This window comes from Streptomyces sp. NPDC007901 (assembly GCF_042959465.1).
GTDB lineage: Bacteria > Actinomycetota > Actinomycetes > Streptomycetales > Streptomycetaceae > Streptomyces.
In genome coordinates this window covers 94,084-109,713 of record NZ_JBIBKW010000024.1, presented here as the reverse complement: position 1 = coordinate 109,713, position 15,630 = coordinate 94,084, and the positions used below count along the sequence as shown (strand labels likewise).

The window sequence follows — 15,630 nt, the reverse complement described above, 5'->3', positions numbered from 1 at the left end:
AAGCGCTTGCTCGTCCACCCTTGTGCCCGGTGGAACCTGTTCTTAGCATCATCGGTGTTACATCAGTTGTGTCACATGACTGGGGGCGGCATGACCACGGCAGGGACGCCAGGACACGGCCCGCTCTCCGGCGTGCGCGTGGTCGAGCTGGCCGGCATCGGACCGGGCCCGTTCGCCGCGATGCTCCTCGCCGACCTGGGCGCCGACGTGGTCCGCGTGGACCGCCCCGGCGGCCAGGGACTCGCGATCGACCCGGCGTACGACGTCACCAACCGCAACAAGCGCTCGGTGCTGGTCGACCTGAAGTCCCCCGACGGCCCCGCCCGCGTCCTCGACCTCGTCGAGCGCGCCGACATCCTGGTCGAGGGCTACCGCCCCGGCGTCGCCGAGCGCCTCGGCGTCGGCCCCGGGGACTGCCACGCCCGCAACCCCCGTCTGGTCTACGGCCGGATGACCGGCTGGGGCCAGGAGGGACCGCTGGCCCACCGCGCGGGCCACGACATCGCCTACATCGCCCTCACCGGCACCCTCGGCATGATCGGCCGCCCCGACGAGCCCCCGGCCGTCCCCGCCAACCTGCTCGGCGACTACGCGGGCGGCTCCCTCTACCTCGTCGTCGGCGTCCTGGCCGCCCTCCACCACGCGCGCGCCACCGGCACCGGCCAGGTCGTGGACGCCGCCATCGTGGACGGCACCGCGCACCTCGCCGCGATGATCCACGGCATGGTGGCCGCCGGCGGCTGGCAGGACCGGCGCGCCGCCAACCTGCTGGACGGCGGCTGCCCGTACTACGGCACCTACGAGACCGCCGACGGCGGGTACATGGCGGTCGGCGCCCTGGAACCGCAGTTCTACGCCGAGTTCCTGGAGCTGCTGGGCGGCCTGGACGACTTGGCCGACGCCCGCAAGGACTGGACCCGCTGGGGCGAGCTGCGCGAGCGGGTCGCCGCCCGCTTCAAGTCCCGCACCCGCGACGAGTGGACGGCCGTCTTCGAGGGCTCCGACGCCTGCGTGGCCCCCGTGCTCTCCCTCCGCGAGGCCCCGCACCACCCCCACCTCGCGGCCCGCGGCACCTTCACCGACCACGGCGGCATCACCCAGCCCGCCCCCGCCCCCCGCTTCTCGGCGACCCCCACGGCCGTGCGCGCCGCCCCCGCCCAGCCGGGCGCGGACACCACGGGCGTGGCCCGCGACTGGGACGTACCCGCGCTCCTCGACGACCACGACAAGGACCCCATCTGATGGAGCTCTCGACCTTCCTCGACTACGCGGGCGACCCGCGCACGGCCGCGGACCGGGCGGCCACGCTGGAGTCGGCGGGTCTCGACACGGTCTGGGTCGCGGAGGCCTACGGCTTCGACTCGCCCACGATCATGGGCTACCTGGCCGCCCGCACCGAGCGGATGAAGATCGGCTCCGCGATCCTCAACGTCTACTCCCGCACCCCCGCCCTGATCGCCCAGACGGCCGCGGGCCTCGACGCGATCTCCGGCGGCCGGGCGATCATCGGGCTCGGCGCCTCCGGCCCCCAGGTGGTCGAGGGCTGGCATGGGAAGGCGTACGACAAGCCGCTCGGCCGTACCCGCGAGACCATCGAGCTGACCCGGCGGATCCTGCGTCGCGAGACCATCGACCATCACGGCATCACAGACATGCCCCGCCCCGGCGGCCTCGGCAAGCCCCTGAAGATCCTCACCAGGCCGGTCCGCGCCGAGGTCCCGCTGTACGTGGCCTCGCTCGGCCCCGCCAACGTCCGGATGACCGCCGAGATCGCCGACGGCTGGCTGCCCACCCTGTTCATCCCCGAGAAGGCCCACCAGGTCTGGGGCACGCCCCTGGCGGAGGGCGCCGCCCGCCGCGACCCGGCCCTCGGACCGCTGCAGATCGTCGCCGGCGGGCTGCTCGCCATCGGCGAGGACGCGGCCGCCGTCCGCGACCAGGTCCGCCCCAGGATCGCTTTGTACGTCGGCGGCATGGGCGCACCCGGCAAGAACTTCTACAACGACCTCGCCGTCGCCTACGGCTACGAGAAGGAGGCCCGGCTCATCCAGGAGCTGTACCTCGACGGCCGGCACCGGGACGCCGCGGCGGCCGTACCGGACGAGTTCTGCGAGCTCATATCCCTGTGCGGCCCGGAGGGGTACGTCCGCGACCGCATCGCCGCCTACCGCGAGGCCGGCGTGACCATGCTGGACATCACCCCGGTCGGCCCGGACCCGGCCCGCCTGGTCGAGACCGTCAAGAACTGGCTCTGAGCCCCCGCTGATCCCCACCTCGCACAAACCCTCGTTGAAAGGCTTGTCAGTGAGCACCGAAGCGTACGTGTACGACGCGATCCGCACCCCGCGCGGCCGCGGCAAGGCGAACGGCGCCCTGCACGGCACGAAGCCCATCGACCTGGTCGTCGGCCTCATCCACGAGATCCGTGACCGCTTCCCCGGCCTCGACCCGGCCGCCATCGACGACATCGTGCTCGGTGTGGTCGGCCCGGTCGGCGACCAGGGCTCCGACATCGCGCGGATCGCCGCGATCGCCGCCGGACTGCCGGACACGGTGGCCGGCGTCCAGGAGAACCGCTTCTGTGCGTCCGGTCTCGAGGCCGTCAACATGGCCGCCGCCAAGGTCCGTTCCGGCTTCGAGGACCTGGTCCTGGCCGGTGGCGTGGAGTCGATGTCCCGGGTGCCGATGGCCTCGGACGGCGGCGCCTGGTTCAACGACCCGATGACCAACCTGGCCGTCAACTTCGTGCCCCAGGGCATCGGTGCCGACCTGATCGCCACCATCGAGGGCTTCTCCCGCCGGGACGTCGACGAGTACGCGGCGCTCTCCCAGGAGCGCGCGGCGACGGCCTGGAAGGAAGGCCGCTTCGACCGCTCTGTGGTCCCCGTGAAGGACCGCGCGGGACTCACCGTCCTCGACCACGACGAGCACCTGCGCCCCGGCACCACCGCCGACTCCCTCGCCAAGCTCAAGGCCTCCTTCGCCGACATCGGCGAGCTGGGCGGCTTCGACGCGGTCGCCCTGCAGAAGTACCACTGGGTCGAGAAGATCGACCACGTCCACCACGCGGGCAACTCCTCCGGCATCGTCGACGGCGCCTCCCTGGTCGCCATCGGCTCGAAGGAGATCGGCGAGCGCTACGGCCTCACCCCGCGCGCGCGGATCGTCTCGGCCGCCGTCTCCGGCTCCGAGCCGACCATCATGCTCACCGGCCCCGCCCCCGCCACCCGCAAGGCTCTCGCCAAGGCCGGCCTGACCATCGACGACATCGACCTCGTCGAGATCAACGAGGCGTTCGCGGCGGTCGTGCTGCGCTTCGTGAAGGACATGGGCCTGTCCCTGGACAAGGTCAACGTCAACGGTGGCGCCATCGCGCTCGGCCACCCGCTCGGCGCCACCGGCGCGATGATCCTCGGCTCGCTCGTCGACGAACTGGAGCGCCAGGACAAGCGCTACGGCCTCGCCACCCTGTGCGTGGGCGGCGGCATGGGCATCGCGACCATCGTCGAGCGCGTCTGAAACCCCGGCGGAACCAAGAGACCTCACGGAGACACGAGCCATGACCGAGAGCACCACCATCCGCTGGGAACAGGACGACACCGGTGTCGTCACCCTCGTCCTGGACGACCCCAACCAGTCCGCCAACACCATGAACGCGGCCTTCGTCGAGTCGATCGCCGCGATCGCCGACCGCCTGGAGGCAGAGAAGGACTCGATCCGGGGCGTCGTCTTCACCTCCGCCAAGAAGACCTTCTTCGCCGGCGGCGACCTGCGCGACCTCATCCGGGTCACCCCCGAGACCGCCCAGGACCTCTTCGACGGCGGCCTCGCCATCAAGCGCAACCTGCGCCGCATCGAGACCCTCGGCAAGCCCGTCGTCGCCGCCATCAACGGCGCGGCCCTCGGCGGCGGCTTCGAACTCGCCCTCGCCTGCCACCACCGGGTCGCCCTCGACACCCCCGGCACCAAGATCGGCTGCCCCGAGGTCACCCTCGGCCTGCTCCCGGGCGGCGGCGGAGTCGTCCGCACCGTCCGCCTCCTCGGCATCGCCGACGCGCTGCTGAAGGTCCTCCTCCAGGGCACCCAGTACAACGCCACGCGCGCGCTGCAGAACGGCCTGATCCACGAGGTGGCCGCGACCCCGGACGAACTGCTGGCCAAGGCGCGCGCGTTCATCGACGCCAACCCCGAGTCCCAGCAGCCCTGGGACAAGCCCGGCTACCGGATCCCCGGCGGCACGCCCGCCAACCCCAAGTTCGCCGCCAACCTGCCCGCGTTCCCGGCGTCCCTGCGCAAGCAGACCAACAACGCCCCCTACCCGGCGCCGCGCCGCATCCTCGCCGCCGCTGTCGAGGGCAGCCAGGTCGATTTCGAGACCGCCCAGGTCATCGAGGCCCGCTACTTCGTGGAGCTGGCCGCCGGGCAGATCTCGAAGAACATGATCCAGGCGTTCTTCTTCGACCTCCAGGCCGTCAACTCCGGCGCCAACCGCCCCAAGGGCGTCGAGCCCCGCAAGGTCACCAAGGTCGCCGTCCTCGGCGCCGGCATGATGGGCGCCGGCATCGCCTACTCGTGCGCCCGCGCGGGCATCGACGTCGTCCTCAAGGACGTCTCGACCGAGGCGGCCCGGAAGGGCAAGGGCTACTCCGAGAAGCTGTGCGCCAAGGCCGTAGCCAAGGGCCGCACCAGCCAGGAGAAGGCCGACGCGCTGCTCGCCCGCATCACGCCCACCGGGGACCCGCAGGACCTCGCCGGCTGTGACGCCGTCATCGAGGCCGTCTTCGAGGACACCGCCCTCAAGCACAAGGTCTTCCAGGAGATCGAGTCCGTCGTCGCCCCCGACGCGCTGCTCTGCTCCAACACCTCCACGCTGCCCATCACCGCCCTCGCCGAGGGCGTCGAGCGGCAGAGCGACTTCATCGGCCTGCACTTCTTCTCGCCCGTCGACAAGATGCCGCTCGTCGAGATCATCAAGGGCGAGCGCACCGGCGACGAGGCCCTCGCCCGCGCCTTCGACCTGGTCCGGCAGATCAACAAGACGCCGATCGTCGTCAACGACTCGCGCGGCTTCTTCACCTCCCGGGTGATCGGCCACTTCATCAACGAGGGCGTCGCCATGGTCGGCGAGGGCATCGAGCCCGCCTCGGTCGAGCAGGCGGCGGCCCAGGCCGGCTACCCGGCCAAGGTGCTCTCCCTGATGGACGAGCTGACCCTCACCCTGCCCCAGAAGATCCGCCGGGAGTCCCGGCTGGCCGTCGAGGAGGCCGGCGGCACCTGGCAGGCGCACCCGGCCGAGGCCGTCATCGACCGCATGGTCGACGAGTTCGGCCGCCCCGGGCGCAGCGGCGGAGCGGGCTTCTACGACTATGCCGAGGACGGCAAGCGCGCCGGTCTGTGGCCGGGGCTGCGCGAGCACTTCACCGAGCCCGGCCGCCGGATCCCGTTCCGGGACATGCAGGAGCGCATGCTCTTCTCCGAGGCGCTCGACACCGTCCGCCTCCTGGAGGAGGGCGTCCTGACCTCGGTCGCCGACGCCAACATCGGCTCAATCTTCGGCATCGGCTTCCCCGGCTGGACCGGTGGCGTGCTCCAGTACATCAACGGCTACGAGGGCGGGGTGCCGGGCTTCGTGGCCCGCGCGCGCGAACTCGCCGAGACGTACGGCGAGCGGTTCACCCCGCCCGCACTGCTGGTCGCCAAGGCGGAGCAGGGGGAGACCTTCACCGACGGGCGCTGAGCCGGGCGCACCGCTCCCACGGCCGTGCTGTGTCGCTGAGCGACACGCCGCGCTTGCTCCCCGGGGAGGCGGAACCGGACGCTGACCGAACCGGTCACCGGTACCGCCTCCCCGCCTAGGAGCCCCCATGGGATACCGTCCCGCCCTCGCCCTGCTGGAGATCCTGCGCGGCGAGGGCGTGGACCGGGTCTTCGGCAACCCGGGCACCACCGAACTGCCCTTCCTGGCCGCCCTGTCCGAGGCCGCCGACGCCCCCGAGTACGTCCCCGGCGTCCACGAGGGCGCGGTCGTCTCGATGGCCGACGGCTACGCGCGCGGCACCGGCCGCCCCGCCTTCGTCAGCCTGCACATCGCCGCGGGCCTCGCCAACGGCCTGCTCGGCCTCCTGAACGCCCGCCGCTCCCGCACCCCGCTGGTGGTCACCGCGGGCCAGCAGGACCGCCGCCACCTCCAGCAGGACCCCATGCTCTCCGGCGACCTGGTCGGCCTCGCCCGCCCGGCAGTGAAGGCGGCGTACGACATCCAGCACGCCCGCGACCTCCCGCTGGCCCTGCGCCGCGCCTTCGCCCTCGCCGTACGTCCGCCCGCCGGGCCGGTGTTCCTGTCCGTCCCGATGGACCTGATGGCCGAGGAGGCGGAGGTCGAGATCCCGCCCCGCACGACCCTGCCCCGCCTCGGCCCGGCCACCGGCCTGGACCGTGCGGCCGCGCTGCTGGCCGCCGCGGACCGGCCCGCCATCGTGGCCGGGGACGGCGTCGGTCGCGAGCACGCGCTCGCCGACCTGATCCTGGTGGCGCAGGCCTGCGGCGCCCCGGTCCACCACCAGCCGATGGCCGACTGCCTGAACTTCCCGGCCACCCACCCCCTGTACGCCGGGATGCTGCCGCCCCGCCACGACGTCATCCGCGAGACCCTCGCCCGCTACGACACGGTCCTGATCGCCGGTGCCCACGCCTTCACGCCCCACCACTACAGCCCCGGCCCCGCCCTGCCCCCGGGCCTGACGGTCGTCCAGCTCGACTCCGACCCCGACGAGATCGGCCGCAACTTCCCCGCCGACGCCGGACTGGTCGGCGCCCTGGCGCCCTCCCTGCACCGGTTGGCCGGCCTGCTGCGCGACCGGGTGCCCGGGGCGGCGGCCCGTATCAAGGAGGCGGGGGACCGGCACACCGCCGAGCGGGCGGACGCCGAGGCCGCCGCCCGCGCCGCCTACTCCCCGGCGCCCCTGGCCCCCTGGGCAGCCGCTCACGCCGTCGCCGCCGGACTGCCGCCGGACGCCGTGGTGGTCGAGGAGGCCATCACCGTCGGCCTGCTGCTGCGCCGCCTGGCCCGCCTGGACCGTCCCGGCAGCTACACCCACGCCGTCGGCGGCGGCCTCGGCTGGGGCATCGGCGCCGCCGTCGGCCGCGCCCTCGCCGAACCGGGCCGACCCGTGGTGGCGGTCCTCGGCGACGGCTGCGCGCTCTTCGGCCTCCAGGGGCTGTGGAGCGCCGCCCGCGAGTCGGTACCGGTGCTCTTCGTGGTCATGGGCAACGGGGCCTACCGCACCCTCCAGGACACCTACGCGTCGATGGGCGGCAAGGGCACCTGCCCGGGGACGGAACTGGGCCGGCTCGACTTCACCACGGCCGCGGAGTTCTTCGGGGTGGCGGCGGTACGGGCCGAGAGCGCCGACCACCTCCGCGAACTAGTCGCCGGGGCAGGAGAGTTGCGCGCGCCGCTCCTGGTGGACGTCCCCCTGCGCTCATGAACTCCCCGTGCCCTACACCTTGTCGTCCCGCCCCCACGACGACCACCATCGCTGCATGACGGACCGTCGGCTTCCGAAGTCCGTGCTCGCCCGCGGCGCTCTCCTCCTGCGGGCCTGCGGTGACGCCGGAACCGCGCTCTCGCTCGCCGAACTCGCCCAGCGCAGCGGCCTGCCCAAGCCCACCGTGCACCGGCTGGTCGGGGAGCTGGTGCGGCTGGGGCTGGTCGAGCGGACCACCGAGGGGAGCTACCGGCTCGCGCTCGCCCTGTTCGTCCTCGGCCAGTCGGCACCGACCGTGCGGGAGCTGCGGGACACGGCGCTGCCCTATCTCGGCGATCTGCACGAGGTGACCCGGGAGAACGTGCACCTGGCCGTGCCGGACGGCGCCGACACCCTCTTCCTGGAGAAGATCACCAGTCGGCGCGCGACCCCGATCGTCTCCCGCAGCGGCGGCCGGCTGCCCGCCCACTGCACCGCCACCGGCAAGGTCTTCCTCGCCCAGGACCCCTGCCCGCCCTACCGCGTCCTGCTCCGGCTGACCCCGCGCACCCTGGTGCTGCCCGGCCAGCTCGCCCGCGACCTCGCCCTCACCCGGGCCCGGGGCTTCGGCGTCAACCTGGAGGAGGCCGAGGTGGGGATCTCGGCGGTCGCGGCGCCGGTGTACGCGCCGGGCCGGGGCGAACGTCCCGTCGCCGCGCTCTCGGTGACCGGCGGGACCCGCCGCCTGGACGTGGACCGGGTAGGCGCCCGGGTCTGCGCGGCGGCGCGGGCGCTGACCCGGAAGCTCTCAGCCTGAGGCCTGCTGCACCGCCACCGCCAGCGCCCGTTCCGTGAGCCCCTGGCCGAACAGCTCCCCGGCGATCCGCCCGCGCACGAACACCAGCACCCGGTCGCACACCTCCGTCAGCTCCGCGAGATCCGTCGAGGCGACCAGCACGGCCGCGCCGCCCGCCGCCAGCTCGCCGACGATCCGGTGCATCTCGGCCCGCACCCCGATGTCGACACCGCGCGTCGGATCGTCCAGGACGACGATCTTCGGGTCGGTGGCCAGCCACTTCGCGAAGACGACCTTCTGCTGGTTGCCGCCGGACAGCCGCGCCACCACGTCGTACGGCCCGCCGCGCAGCCGCAGCCGCTCGGTCAGGTCGGCCGTGCGGCGCACGAGTCCGGCGCGTGCGGGCAGCACGCCGCCCCGGCCGAGCGCGAGCCAGCTCACGGACGTCGTGTTCTCCCACACCGTCCGGTCCGTCATCAGCCCGTACCGCTTGCGGTCGCTGGGCACGAAGGCGACCCCGGCCCGGACCGCGGCCCGCAGCGAGCGCGGCAGTCCCCGGCCGCCGACGTCGACCCGGCCCGCCGACACGGCCGTACGACCGCACACCACCTCCAGCGCGTCGAGGTGGCCCGCCCCCTGGAGCCCCGCCACCCCGACCACCTCGCCCGCCCGGACCGTGAACGTCACGTCCGCGAGCCGGCCGGGGACGCTCACCGCCGACAGCACCACCGGCGGCGGCCCCTCGGCCACCACCCGGGCTCGGCGCTGCGGTCGCTCCTGGCCCCCGCCGCCCAGCATTGCCGCCACCAACTCCGGCACGCCCACCTCCGCCTGCCGTACGCCGGACAGCGCCACCCGGCCGTCCCGCAGCACCGTCACCCGCTGCGCGAACCGCTTCACCTCGTCCAGGAAGTGCGTGACATAGAGGACCGCGATGCCCCGGGCGGTGAGCGTGCGCAGCACGCGTTCCAGGCGGTCCACCGCCTCCTTCGGCAGCGCGGACGTCGGCTCGTCCAGGACGAGGAGGCGGGGGCCGCGCAGCAGGGCCCGGGCGATCTCCGTCAACTGCTGGTCGGCGAGGGGGAGTTCGGCGAGGCGGGTGCCCGGGTCGACGTGCAGGCCCAGTTCGGCGAGGACCGGCTCGGCCGCGCGGTCCGCCGCGGCCCGGTCGACGAGTCCGAACCGGCGCGGCCCGCCGTCCGGGAAGAGGTTCTCCCGCACGGTCAGGTCGGGGAACAGGCTCAACTCCTGGGAGACGACGGCGATCCGGGTGTCGTCCGCCAGCCGTACCGTGCCCGCGTCCGCCGTCAGCGTCCCCGACAGGATCCGTACCAGCGTCGACTTGCCCGCGCCGTTCTCTCCGACCAGGGCGTGCACCTCGCCGCCGCGCAGCGCGATCGACGCCCCGTCCAAGGCCCGTACCCCGCCGTAGGACTTGATCACATCCTCGGCCACCAGGACATCGCCCATGTCAGCGCGCGTCCTTGAGCGGTTTGAGGGTGGCCTGCTCGTCGCCGAGCAGCTTGTCGATCGTCGGTTTGTACCAGTCGTACGCCGCCTTCGCCGACTTCTGCCGGGCGATGATCGCGTCGATGTTCGAGGAGTCGACCACCGCGCCGGGGGAGAGGAACCAGCCCTGCGGCAGCTTCCCGTCCTTGTCGCGGACCGCCTCGATCAGCATCGCCGTGGAGAGATAGCCCTTGAGGAAGTGCTGAGGGTCGATGGTGACGAAGTTCGAGCCGTCCTTGACCGCCTCCAGGGTCTTCGGGTCGACGTCGAAGCCCGCCGTCAGCCACTTCCCGCCCTCGGCCTTCTTGATCTTGGCGAGGTTGTAGCTGTCGGCGTCCCCGACGCCCAGGAACGCGAGCGCGTCCGGATGCGCGTTGACCTGAGCCGACCAGGAGCTGTAGTTCTGCCCGGGATCGCTGTACGTCTGGAAGGGGCCGAGCACCTTCACGCCCGGCGCCTCCTTCGCGAAGGTGTCGGAGATCCCCTTGGCCCGGTTGTCCAGCACCGGCGTGCCCGGGTTCGGCACCCCGATGACGACCTCCCCCTTCGGGTTTGCGCCGAGCCGCTTCAGCGCCTCCTTCGCCATCAGCTCGCCGAGGGCGTAATTGTCGTTGCCCACATAGAAGTCCACCTTGCTGCCGTCGGTGGGGGAGGTGTCCAGGGCGACGATCGGGATGCCCTGGTCGACGGCGCGGGCCGCGGGGCGGGTGAAGATCGGCGGGTCCAGGTTCTCCAGGACGATGCCGTCCTTGGCGCGGGTGGTGAGGTTCTGGAAGAGCTGCACCTCGGCCGGGCCGTCCGTGTTGGGCGGGCCCACCGCCTGGAAGTCGACCCTGCCCGCGTGGCTCGCGGCGCTCTCGGCGCCGAGCACCATCTCGTGGGCGAAGTTCAGCGAGATGTTGGCGACCGCGATGCCCATGTGCAGCTTGTCGCCCTTGCCGGGGCCGGAGCTGCCACAGCCGGCCGCGCCGAGCAGCAGCAGCGCGCCGAGCGCGGCGGACACCGTACGGAATCGGGGGTGCATCACGGCCTCCCAGGCTCTCGGGGCTCATTTGCGTCGGCGCCCCGTGCGGCGCAGCGCGCTGTCCGCCGCGACCGCGACGAGGATGACCCCGCCGGTCGCGAACGACGTCCAGTTGATGGGTACTTCGAAGAACACGAGCCCTGCCGCCACGACCGAAAGGATCATCGCCCCGGCCACCGCACCGACCACCGAACCCCGCCCGCCGGCCAGCGGGGTGCCGCCGATGATGCAGGCGGCGATGGCCTGCAACTCGTAGCCCTGGCCCAGGGTCGGGTCGCCTGCCCCGTAGAACGCGAGCGCCAGCGCGGCCGCGCACGCCGTGGTCAGGCCGGACAGCGCCAGGGCCTGGACCCGGGTGCGGACCACCGGGATCCCGCTGAACCCGGCCGCGTCCGGATTGGAGCCGATCGCCCGCACCCGCGCCCCGAACCGGGTCCGCGACAGCACCACGGCGAGCACCACGGCCACCGCCAGCAGCACCCACAGCGCGAACGGCACCCCGCCCGGATCCCCGCCCGCGAACGTGAAGAACGAGTCGTCCAGCGGCAGATCGGTGATCTGCTTGCCGTCGGCGAGCGCCAGCCCGACACCCCGGTACAGCATCAGCGTGCCCAGCGTCACGATGAACGACGGCAGCGCGAGCAGCGTCGTCACCAGCGCGTTGAACACCCCCAGCACCGCACCGGTCACCAGCATCACCGGCACCGCCAGCCAGGCCTCCACCCCGGCCCGCACCAGCAGCGCCCCGACCACCAGGACCATCGCGTACGTCCCGCCCACCGACAGGTCGACCTCGCGCATCGACAGCGCGAACACCATCCCGCACGCCATCAGCGAGATGTAGACCGAGTTGTGCGCGGTGGACAGCAGGTTCCCGCTGCTCAGGAAGTCCGGATACGGGATGCCGATCGCGGCGACCAGCAACCCCAGCACCAGCAGCACGCCCAGCTCGTCCCGGACCAGCCGGCCCGGATGGGGGTGCCCCCAGGCCTTAGGCCCTGGGGGAGGGCGGCGGCGCGGCCCACCGCCCTGGTCACGGCCGCGCTCGGCGTCGTCCACGGCACGCTCGGTCTCGGTCATCGGGCACGGCTCCCGTACGGCTCACGCTGGGTGGGGCCTGCAGCGTCGATCCCCCGGCCGGGCACGGCAACCGGCCCGTTCCGGCGAGTGGAATGAGGCCTTGCCCGCCGCCCCGACGGGTCCTCACACTCACCGCATGGAGACTCGGACCGCACTGGTGACCGGAGCGGCACAAGGGCTCGGGCAGGAGTTCGCCGTCGCCCTCGCCGGGCGCGGCTACCGGGTGGCCGGCCTCGACCTCGCCCCGCAGACCGGGACCGCCGGGAAGGTCCTGGACTATCTGGAGCTGGTCGCCGATGTCACCGACGAGGAGCAGGTACAAGCAGCACTGCGGCACGTGAGCGACGCGTTCGGCACCCTGCACGTCGTCGTCAACAACGCCGGCGTCTACCCGGCGCGGCCCTTCGAGGAGACCACCGCCGAGGAGTGGCGGCGGGTCATGCGCGTCAACCTGGAGGCGCCGTTCCTGGTCACCCGGGCCGCGCTGCCGTACCTGAAGACGGCCGGCTGGGGCCGGATCGTCAACATCGTGTCGGCGGCCGTGTTCACCGCGCCGCCCGACATGGTCCCCTACGTCGCCTCCAAGGCCGGCCTGATCGGCTTCACGCGCGCGCTGGCCGGGGCGCTGGGCCCGTACGACATCACCGTCAACGCGATCGCGCCCAGCATGGTGCGCACCGCGACCGCCGAGCGCACGGTCGGCGCGGACGGCGGCTTCGAGACCGTCCGCGCCGGGCAGGTCGTGCCCCGCACCCAGGAGACGCCCGACCTGGTCTCGACGCTCCTGTACGTGGTGGACGAGGGCAGCGGCTTCCTGACCGGGCAGACGCTCAACGTGTCAGGAGGATCGGCCTTCCTCTGAGTCCGGGAGCCACTGGTGGACCTCGGCCCTGAGGGACCGCTGGAAGGTCGTCAGCAGGGCCTGCACGATCAGCGGCTGCATGTGCGCGGACAGGGACTTCACGTCCTCCTCGGCCCGCTCCGCCACCTCGGCCCGGAACAGCTGCGACAGCTCGTGGGCGGCGGCGCGCGAGTGCTCGATCAGCACCGTGCGCGCCGCGAGGATCGCCTTCTCGGACAGCGGTACGTCGAGGAGCTGTACGGCGAGCCGGAGCAGGCCTGGATCGATGCGGTAGGCGTCGCCGTCGGGCCGTACCACGTCCATGGCCGCGAGCCGCTCGACGTCGTCCGCGCCCAGGGGGCATCCGGCCCGTCGCCGTAGCTCCTCCGCCGTCACCGTCTCCTCGGTGTCCGGCGCCCAGGAGGCGACCACGGCCCGGTGGATGGCCAGGTCGTGGTGGCTGAGGCCGGGCGGCAGCTGGTTCAGATAGCGCTCGATCGCCGCCAGCGTCATGCCCTGGTGCTGGAGCTCCTCGATGAGCGCCAGCCGGGCCAGATGCTCCCGCCCGTAGTGGCCGACCCGGCGCGGACCGATCACCGGCGGCGGGAGCAGCCCCTTGGTGCCGTAGAACCGGACCGTGCGGACCGTGGTGCCGGCCCGCGCGGCCAGCTCGTCGATCGTGAGCGCAGGCTCCCCGGAATCGCTGTCGGTGTCGGTCGTCATGCGCAGCAGTATCGCTGTCACACCGACACTGTGACACCGGGGGCTCACGCGAGATGCGTGAGCATTTGTTCGGCCGATGTTCGCCTGTCCGTCATGATCGTGACCTTGTGAGAAGCGCCGCTCTGTGAACTGGGCCATCGCATGCTCCCTGGTCACCGGGGGAAGGTGGCGCCTTGGTCTGTGCCCACCACCGAGCGCGCCGACCGAGTACGTCCGGACACCCGAGCGCGACCCGCTCGGGCGCACCAGAGAGTGGAACCACCTGTGAGCAAGGACGCCGTGAACACGGCACAGGCCGTCGCCGTGCTCATCCCGGTGATCGCGGCGCTGCTGGTGGCCGACTGGTTCGCCGTCCGCCGCCGGGTCTCCCAGGAGACCGACAAGGAGCTGTCGCAGCTCACGAAGTAGCAGGTCAGAGCCACTGTCAGTGGCATCGCCTACGGTGGCGTCATGTCGGAGATCACTTACATCCGGGGTGACGCCACCGTGCCGTCGGGCAAGGGCGTCAAGGTGATCGCCCACGTCTGCAACGACCTGGGGGGTTGGGGAAGGGGCTTCGTGCTGGCGCTGTCGCGCCGCTGGCCGGAGCCGGAGAAGGCGTACCGCGCCTGGCACCGCGGCCGTGCGAACAACGACTTCGGCCTGGGCGCGACGCAGCTGGTGCGCGTCGAGCGGTACATATGGGTGGCCAACATGATCGGCCAGCGGGGGACCAGGACGGGCAGCAAGGGCGTGCCGGTCCGCTACGAGGCGATCGACACGGCGCTGGGCAACTTGGCCGACGAGGTGATCGAACTCGGCGCGTCCGTGCACATGCCCCGCATCGGGTGTGGCTTGGCGGGCGGAAAGTGGTCCCGTGTCGAGCCGCTGATAAAGGAGCGGCTGGTCGGGCGGGGGATCGCGGTCACGGTGTACGACCACGGAGAGGACGGGAGTTGAGTTCGGACACCGTGGCGTCCACACCCGCAGAGGCCGGCCGGAAGAAGCGTGCCGTGGTCAGCAGAGTCAGGGCGAGGGCAGCTGGTACGGCGTAGGCGATCCGGAAGTGGCCCGTCGCCCCAAGGCCCCCGCTCGCACCGGCTCCGACGAGCACGCCGACGTAGTTGAAGACGTTGAGCCTGGCCAGCACCGTCTCGGGTGCACCGGGCCGCAGCCGGCCGGCGGAGGCGACGCACAACGGGATGAGAGCAGCGGTCCCCAGGCCCGCGCAGCCTGCCGCGACGACCGCGTACGGCCAGCTCGGGGCCGCCGCCAGACCGGCCAGGGCGGCGGCCGCGAGCAGGGTGGCGGCGCGGACCACCGCCACCGGCCCGATCCGGCGGACCATGCGGTCGGCGCTCGCCCGGCCGGTCACCGTGCCCGCCTGGTAGGCCGCGTACGCGAGCGGCGCGGCCGCCAGGGACGCGGCGAGGGTCTGATGCAGGTAGGCGGTCGACCATGCCGAGACCGTGGAGTCGACTACGTAGGCGACGAGGAGAACGACACCGAAGGGGACGAGCCGCGCCCACACCCGTCGGCCCAGGACCTCCTGAGCCGGTGCCGGCCCCTCGCCATGTGGCGAGACCAGACCATGGGGCCGGACGGTCAGCGCCAGAAGGGCCACGAGCGCGGCATGCGCGGTCAGGACGTACTGGACCGGCCAGCCCAGCCGGGAGACGCCCGCCGTGAGCAGCGCGGCCGCCACGCCCGCGGCGCTCCAGGCGGCGTAGAACGAGGAGAGGATGCTGCGCCCGTAGTGGCGTTCCAGGGTGGCCGCGCGGGTGTTGACGGACACGTCGATGGCGCCCAGCGCCAGCCCGAGGAGGACATAGGCCGCCGAGGCGGTGAGCCGGCCCGGCGCCCAGGCCACAGACAGCAGGGCCGCGGCCGCGGTCAGTACCGCCGCACGCATGACGGCGACGGGACCCGAGCGGCGTACGGCGGCCAGGCCTGCGAAGCTGCCGGCGCCCGCGGCCAGCGTCAGGGCGATCGTGAGCGCGGTCATCGCCAGGGACGACAGCCGCAGATGGCTCTCCACGGCGGGCACGGTGGTGGACACGGCGGCCACCGCCACGCCCTGGGCGGCGAACACGGTGGCTGTGACCCGACGGGCTCCTGCGAGCGGGCCTCTTCTCACGGGCCGAGGCGGAGCCGTCGCTCCGAGGGACGCGGTCATGGTGGCCTCTTCCTGTCACGGACCGTGGGCGGGCCG

At 72.8% G+C, this 15,630-nt stretch carries 14 protein-coding genes; 9 read left to right on the top strand and 5 right to left on the bottom strand.

The annotated features are described in order from the left end of the window. The first annotated feature begins 90 nt into the window (after positions 1-90). The 6 genes from ACFZDK_RS46725 to ACFZDK_RS46700 all read left to right on the top strand — a co-directional run bounded on the left by ACFZDK_RS46725 (position 91) and on the right by ACFZDK_RS46700 (position 8,283). Positions 91-1,242 carry a CoA transferase gene (locus ACFZDK_RS46725; protein ID WP_390982865.1) on the top strand — a complete coding sequence of 384 codons (1,152 nt, stop codon included), beginning with the start codon at positions 91-93 and terminating at the stop codon, positions 1,240-1,242. Then, positions 1,242-2,255, top strand: a complete 1,014-nt coding sequence (locus ACFZDK_RS46720; RefSeq protein ID WP_390982862.1) for an LLM class F420-dependent oxidoreductase — start codon at positions 1,242-1,244, stop codon at positions 2,253-2,255. The genes ACFZDK_RS46725 and ACFZDK_RS46720 overlap by 1 nt, the downstream gene beginning before the upstream one ends. 49 nt (positions 2,256-2,304) lie before the next feature. Further along, positions 2,305-3,519 (top strand): acetyl-CoA C-acetyltransferase, encoded by a 1,215-nt coding sequence (locus tag ACFZDK_RS46715; RefSeq protein WP_390982860.1) that lies wholly within the window; start codon positions 2,305-2,307, stop codon positions 3,517-3,519. A 40-nt stretch (positions 3,520-3,559) separates the two neighbouring features. Beyond that, positions 3,560-5,737: a 3-hydroxyacyl-CoA dehydrogenase NAD-binding domain-containing protein gene (locus tag ACFZDK_RS46710; RefSeq protein WP_390982858.1), complete on the top strand. Its 2,178-nt coding sequence runs from the start codon at positions 3,560-3,562 to the stop codon at positions 5,735-5,737. 127 nt (positions 5,738-5,864) lie between these two features. Next, the gene (locus ACFZDK_RS46705; RefSeq protein WP_390982856.1) at positions 5,865-7,487 is read left to right on the top strand and encodes a thiamine pyrophosphate-binding protein; all 1,623 of its coding nucleotides are present in this window, start codon (positions 5,865-5,867) and stop codon (positions 7,485-7,487) included. Positions 7,488-7,542: 55 nt separating this feature from the next. Then, the gene (locus ACFZDK_RS46700; RefSeq protein WP_390982853.1) at positions 7,543-8,283 is read left to right on the top strand and encodes an IclR family transcriptional regulator C-terminal domain-containing protein; all 741 of its coding nucleotides are present in this window, start codon (positions 7,543-7,545) and stop codon (positions 8,281-8,283) included. On the opposite strand, the gene ACFZDK_RS46695 is transcribed toward ACFZDK_RS46700, so the two are convergent. From ACFZDK_RS46695 to ACFZDK_RS46685, 3 genes are read right to left on the bottom strand one after another with little or no spacing between them, the layout of a single operon-like run. Continuing rightward, on the bottom strand, positions 8,275-9,732 hold the full coding sequence (locus ACFZDK_RS46695; RefSeq protein WP_390982851.1) for an ATP-binding cassette domain-containing protein: 1,458 nt from the start codon (positions 9,730-9,732) through the stop codon (positions 8,275-8,277). The genes ACFZDK_RS46700 and ACFZDK_RS46695 overlap by 9 nt on opposite strands. Position 9,733: 1 nt before the next feature. Continuing rightward, positions 9,734-10,795 carry a substrate-binding domain-containing protein gene (locus tag ACFZDK_RS46690; protein WP_390982848.1) on the bottom strand — a complete coding sequence of 354 codons (1,062 nt, stop codon included), beginning with the start codon at positions 10,793-10,795 and terminating at the stop codon, positions 9,734-9,736. Positions 10,796-10,819: 24 nt separating this feature from the next. Continuing rightward, positions 10,820-11,875 carry an ABC transporter permease gene (locus tag ACFZDK_RS46685; protein ID WP_390982846.1) on the bottom strand — a complete coding sequence of 352 codons (1,056 nt, stop codon included), beginning with the start codon at positions 11,873-11,875 and terminating at the stop codon, positions 10,820-10,822. A gap of 136 nt (positions 11,876-12,011) precedes the next feature. Here ACFZDK_RS46685 and ACFZDK_RS46680 point away from each other — a divergent pair, with 136 nt between their 5' ends. Beyond that, complete coding sequence (locus ACFZDK_RS46680; RefSeq protein WP_390982843.1) at positions 12,012-12,737, top strand: SDR family NAD(P)-dependent oxidoreductase; 726 nt, start codon at positions 12,012-12,014, stop codon at positions 12,735-12,737. Here ACFZDK_RS46680 and ACFZDK_RS46675 read toward each other — a convergent pair. Beyond that, positions 12,714-13,439 (bottom strand): MerR family transcriptional regulator, encoded by a 726-nt coding sequence (locus tag ACFZDK_RS46675; protein WP_390982840.1) that lies wholly within the window; start codon positions 13,437-13,439, stop codon positions 12,714-12,716. The genes ACFZDK_RS46680 and ACFZDK_RS46675 overlap by 24 nt on opposite strands. A gap of 264 nt (positions 13,440-13,703) precedes the next feature. On the opposite strand from ACFZDK_RS46675, the gene ACFZDK_RS46670 reads away from it, so the two are divergent. Continuing rightward, positions 13,704-13,847, top strand: coding sequence for a hypothetical protein (locus tag ACFZDK_RS46670; protein ID WP_390982837.1), 144 nt, complete (start codon positions 13,704-13,706; stop codon positions 13,845-13,847). A 42-nt stretch (positions 13,848-13,889) separates the two neighbouring features. Next, positions 13,890-14,378, top strand: coding sequence for a macro domain-containing protein (locus ACFZDK_RS46665; RefSeq protein WP_390982834.1), 489 nt, complete (start codon positions 13,890-13,892; stop codon positions 14,376-14,378). Here ACFZDK_RS46665 and ACFZDK_RS46660 read toward each other — a convergent pair. Then, positions 14,344-15,510, bottom strand: a complete 1,167-nt coding sequence (locus ACFZDK_RS46660; protein ID WP_390982831.1) for an MFS transporter — start codon at positions 15,508-15,510, stop codon at positions 14,344-14,346. The genes ACFZDK_RS46665 and ACFZDK_RS46660 overlap by 35 nt on opposite strands. Positions 15,511-15,630 lie beyond the last annotated feature (120 nt).

Bases quoted from the DNA above. Each gene is read 5' to 3' on its own strand.
- ACFZDK_RS46725 (WP_390982865.1), top strand. From the start codon at position 91: ATGACCACGGCAGGGACGCCAGGACACGGCCCGCTCTCCGGCGTGCGC.
- ACFZDK_RS46720 (WP_390982862.1), top strand. From the start codon at position 1,242: ATGGAGCTCTCGACCTTCCTCGACTACGCGGGCGACCCGCGCACGGCC.
- ACFZDK_RS46710 (WP_390982858.1), top strand. From the start codon at position 3,560: ATGACCGAGAGCACCACCATCCGCTGGGAACAGGACGACACCGGTGTC.
- ACFZDK_RS46705 (WP_390982856.1), top strand. From the start codon at position 5,865: ATGGGATACCGTCCCGCCCTCGCCCTGCTGGAGATCCTGCGCGGCGAG.
- ACFZDK_RS46700 (WP_390982853.1), top strand. From the start codon at position 7,543: ATGACGGACCGTCGGCTTCCGAAGTCCGTGCTCGCCCGCGGCGCTCTC.
- ACFZDK_RS46695 (WP_390982851.1), bottom strand. From the start codon at position 9,732: ATGGGCGATGTCCTGGTGGCCGAGGATGTGATCAAGTCCTACGGCGGG.
- ACFZDK_RS46690 (WP_390982848.1), bottom strand. From the start codon at position 10,795: ATGCACCCCCGATTCCGTACGGTGTCCGCCGCGCTCGGCGCGCTGCTG.
- ACFZDK_RS46685 (WP_390982846.1), bottom strand. From the start codon at position 11,875: ATGACCGAGACCGAGCGTGCCGTGGACGACGCCGAGCGCGGCCGTGAC.
- ACFZDK_RS46680 (WP_390982843.1), top strand. From the start codon at position 12,012: ATGGAGACTCGGACCGCACTGGTGACCGGAGCGGCACAAGGGCTCGGG.
- ACFZDK_RS46675 (WP_390982840.1), bottom strand. From the start codon at position 13,439: ATGACGACCGACACCGACAGCGATTCCGGGGAGCCTGCGCTCACGATC.
- ACFZDK_RS46665 (WP_390982834.1), top strand. From the start codon at position 13,890: ATGTCGGAGATCACTTACATCCGGGGTGACGCCACCGTGCCGTCGGGC.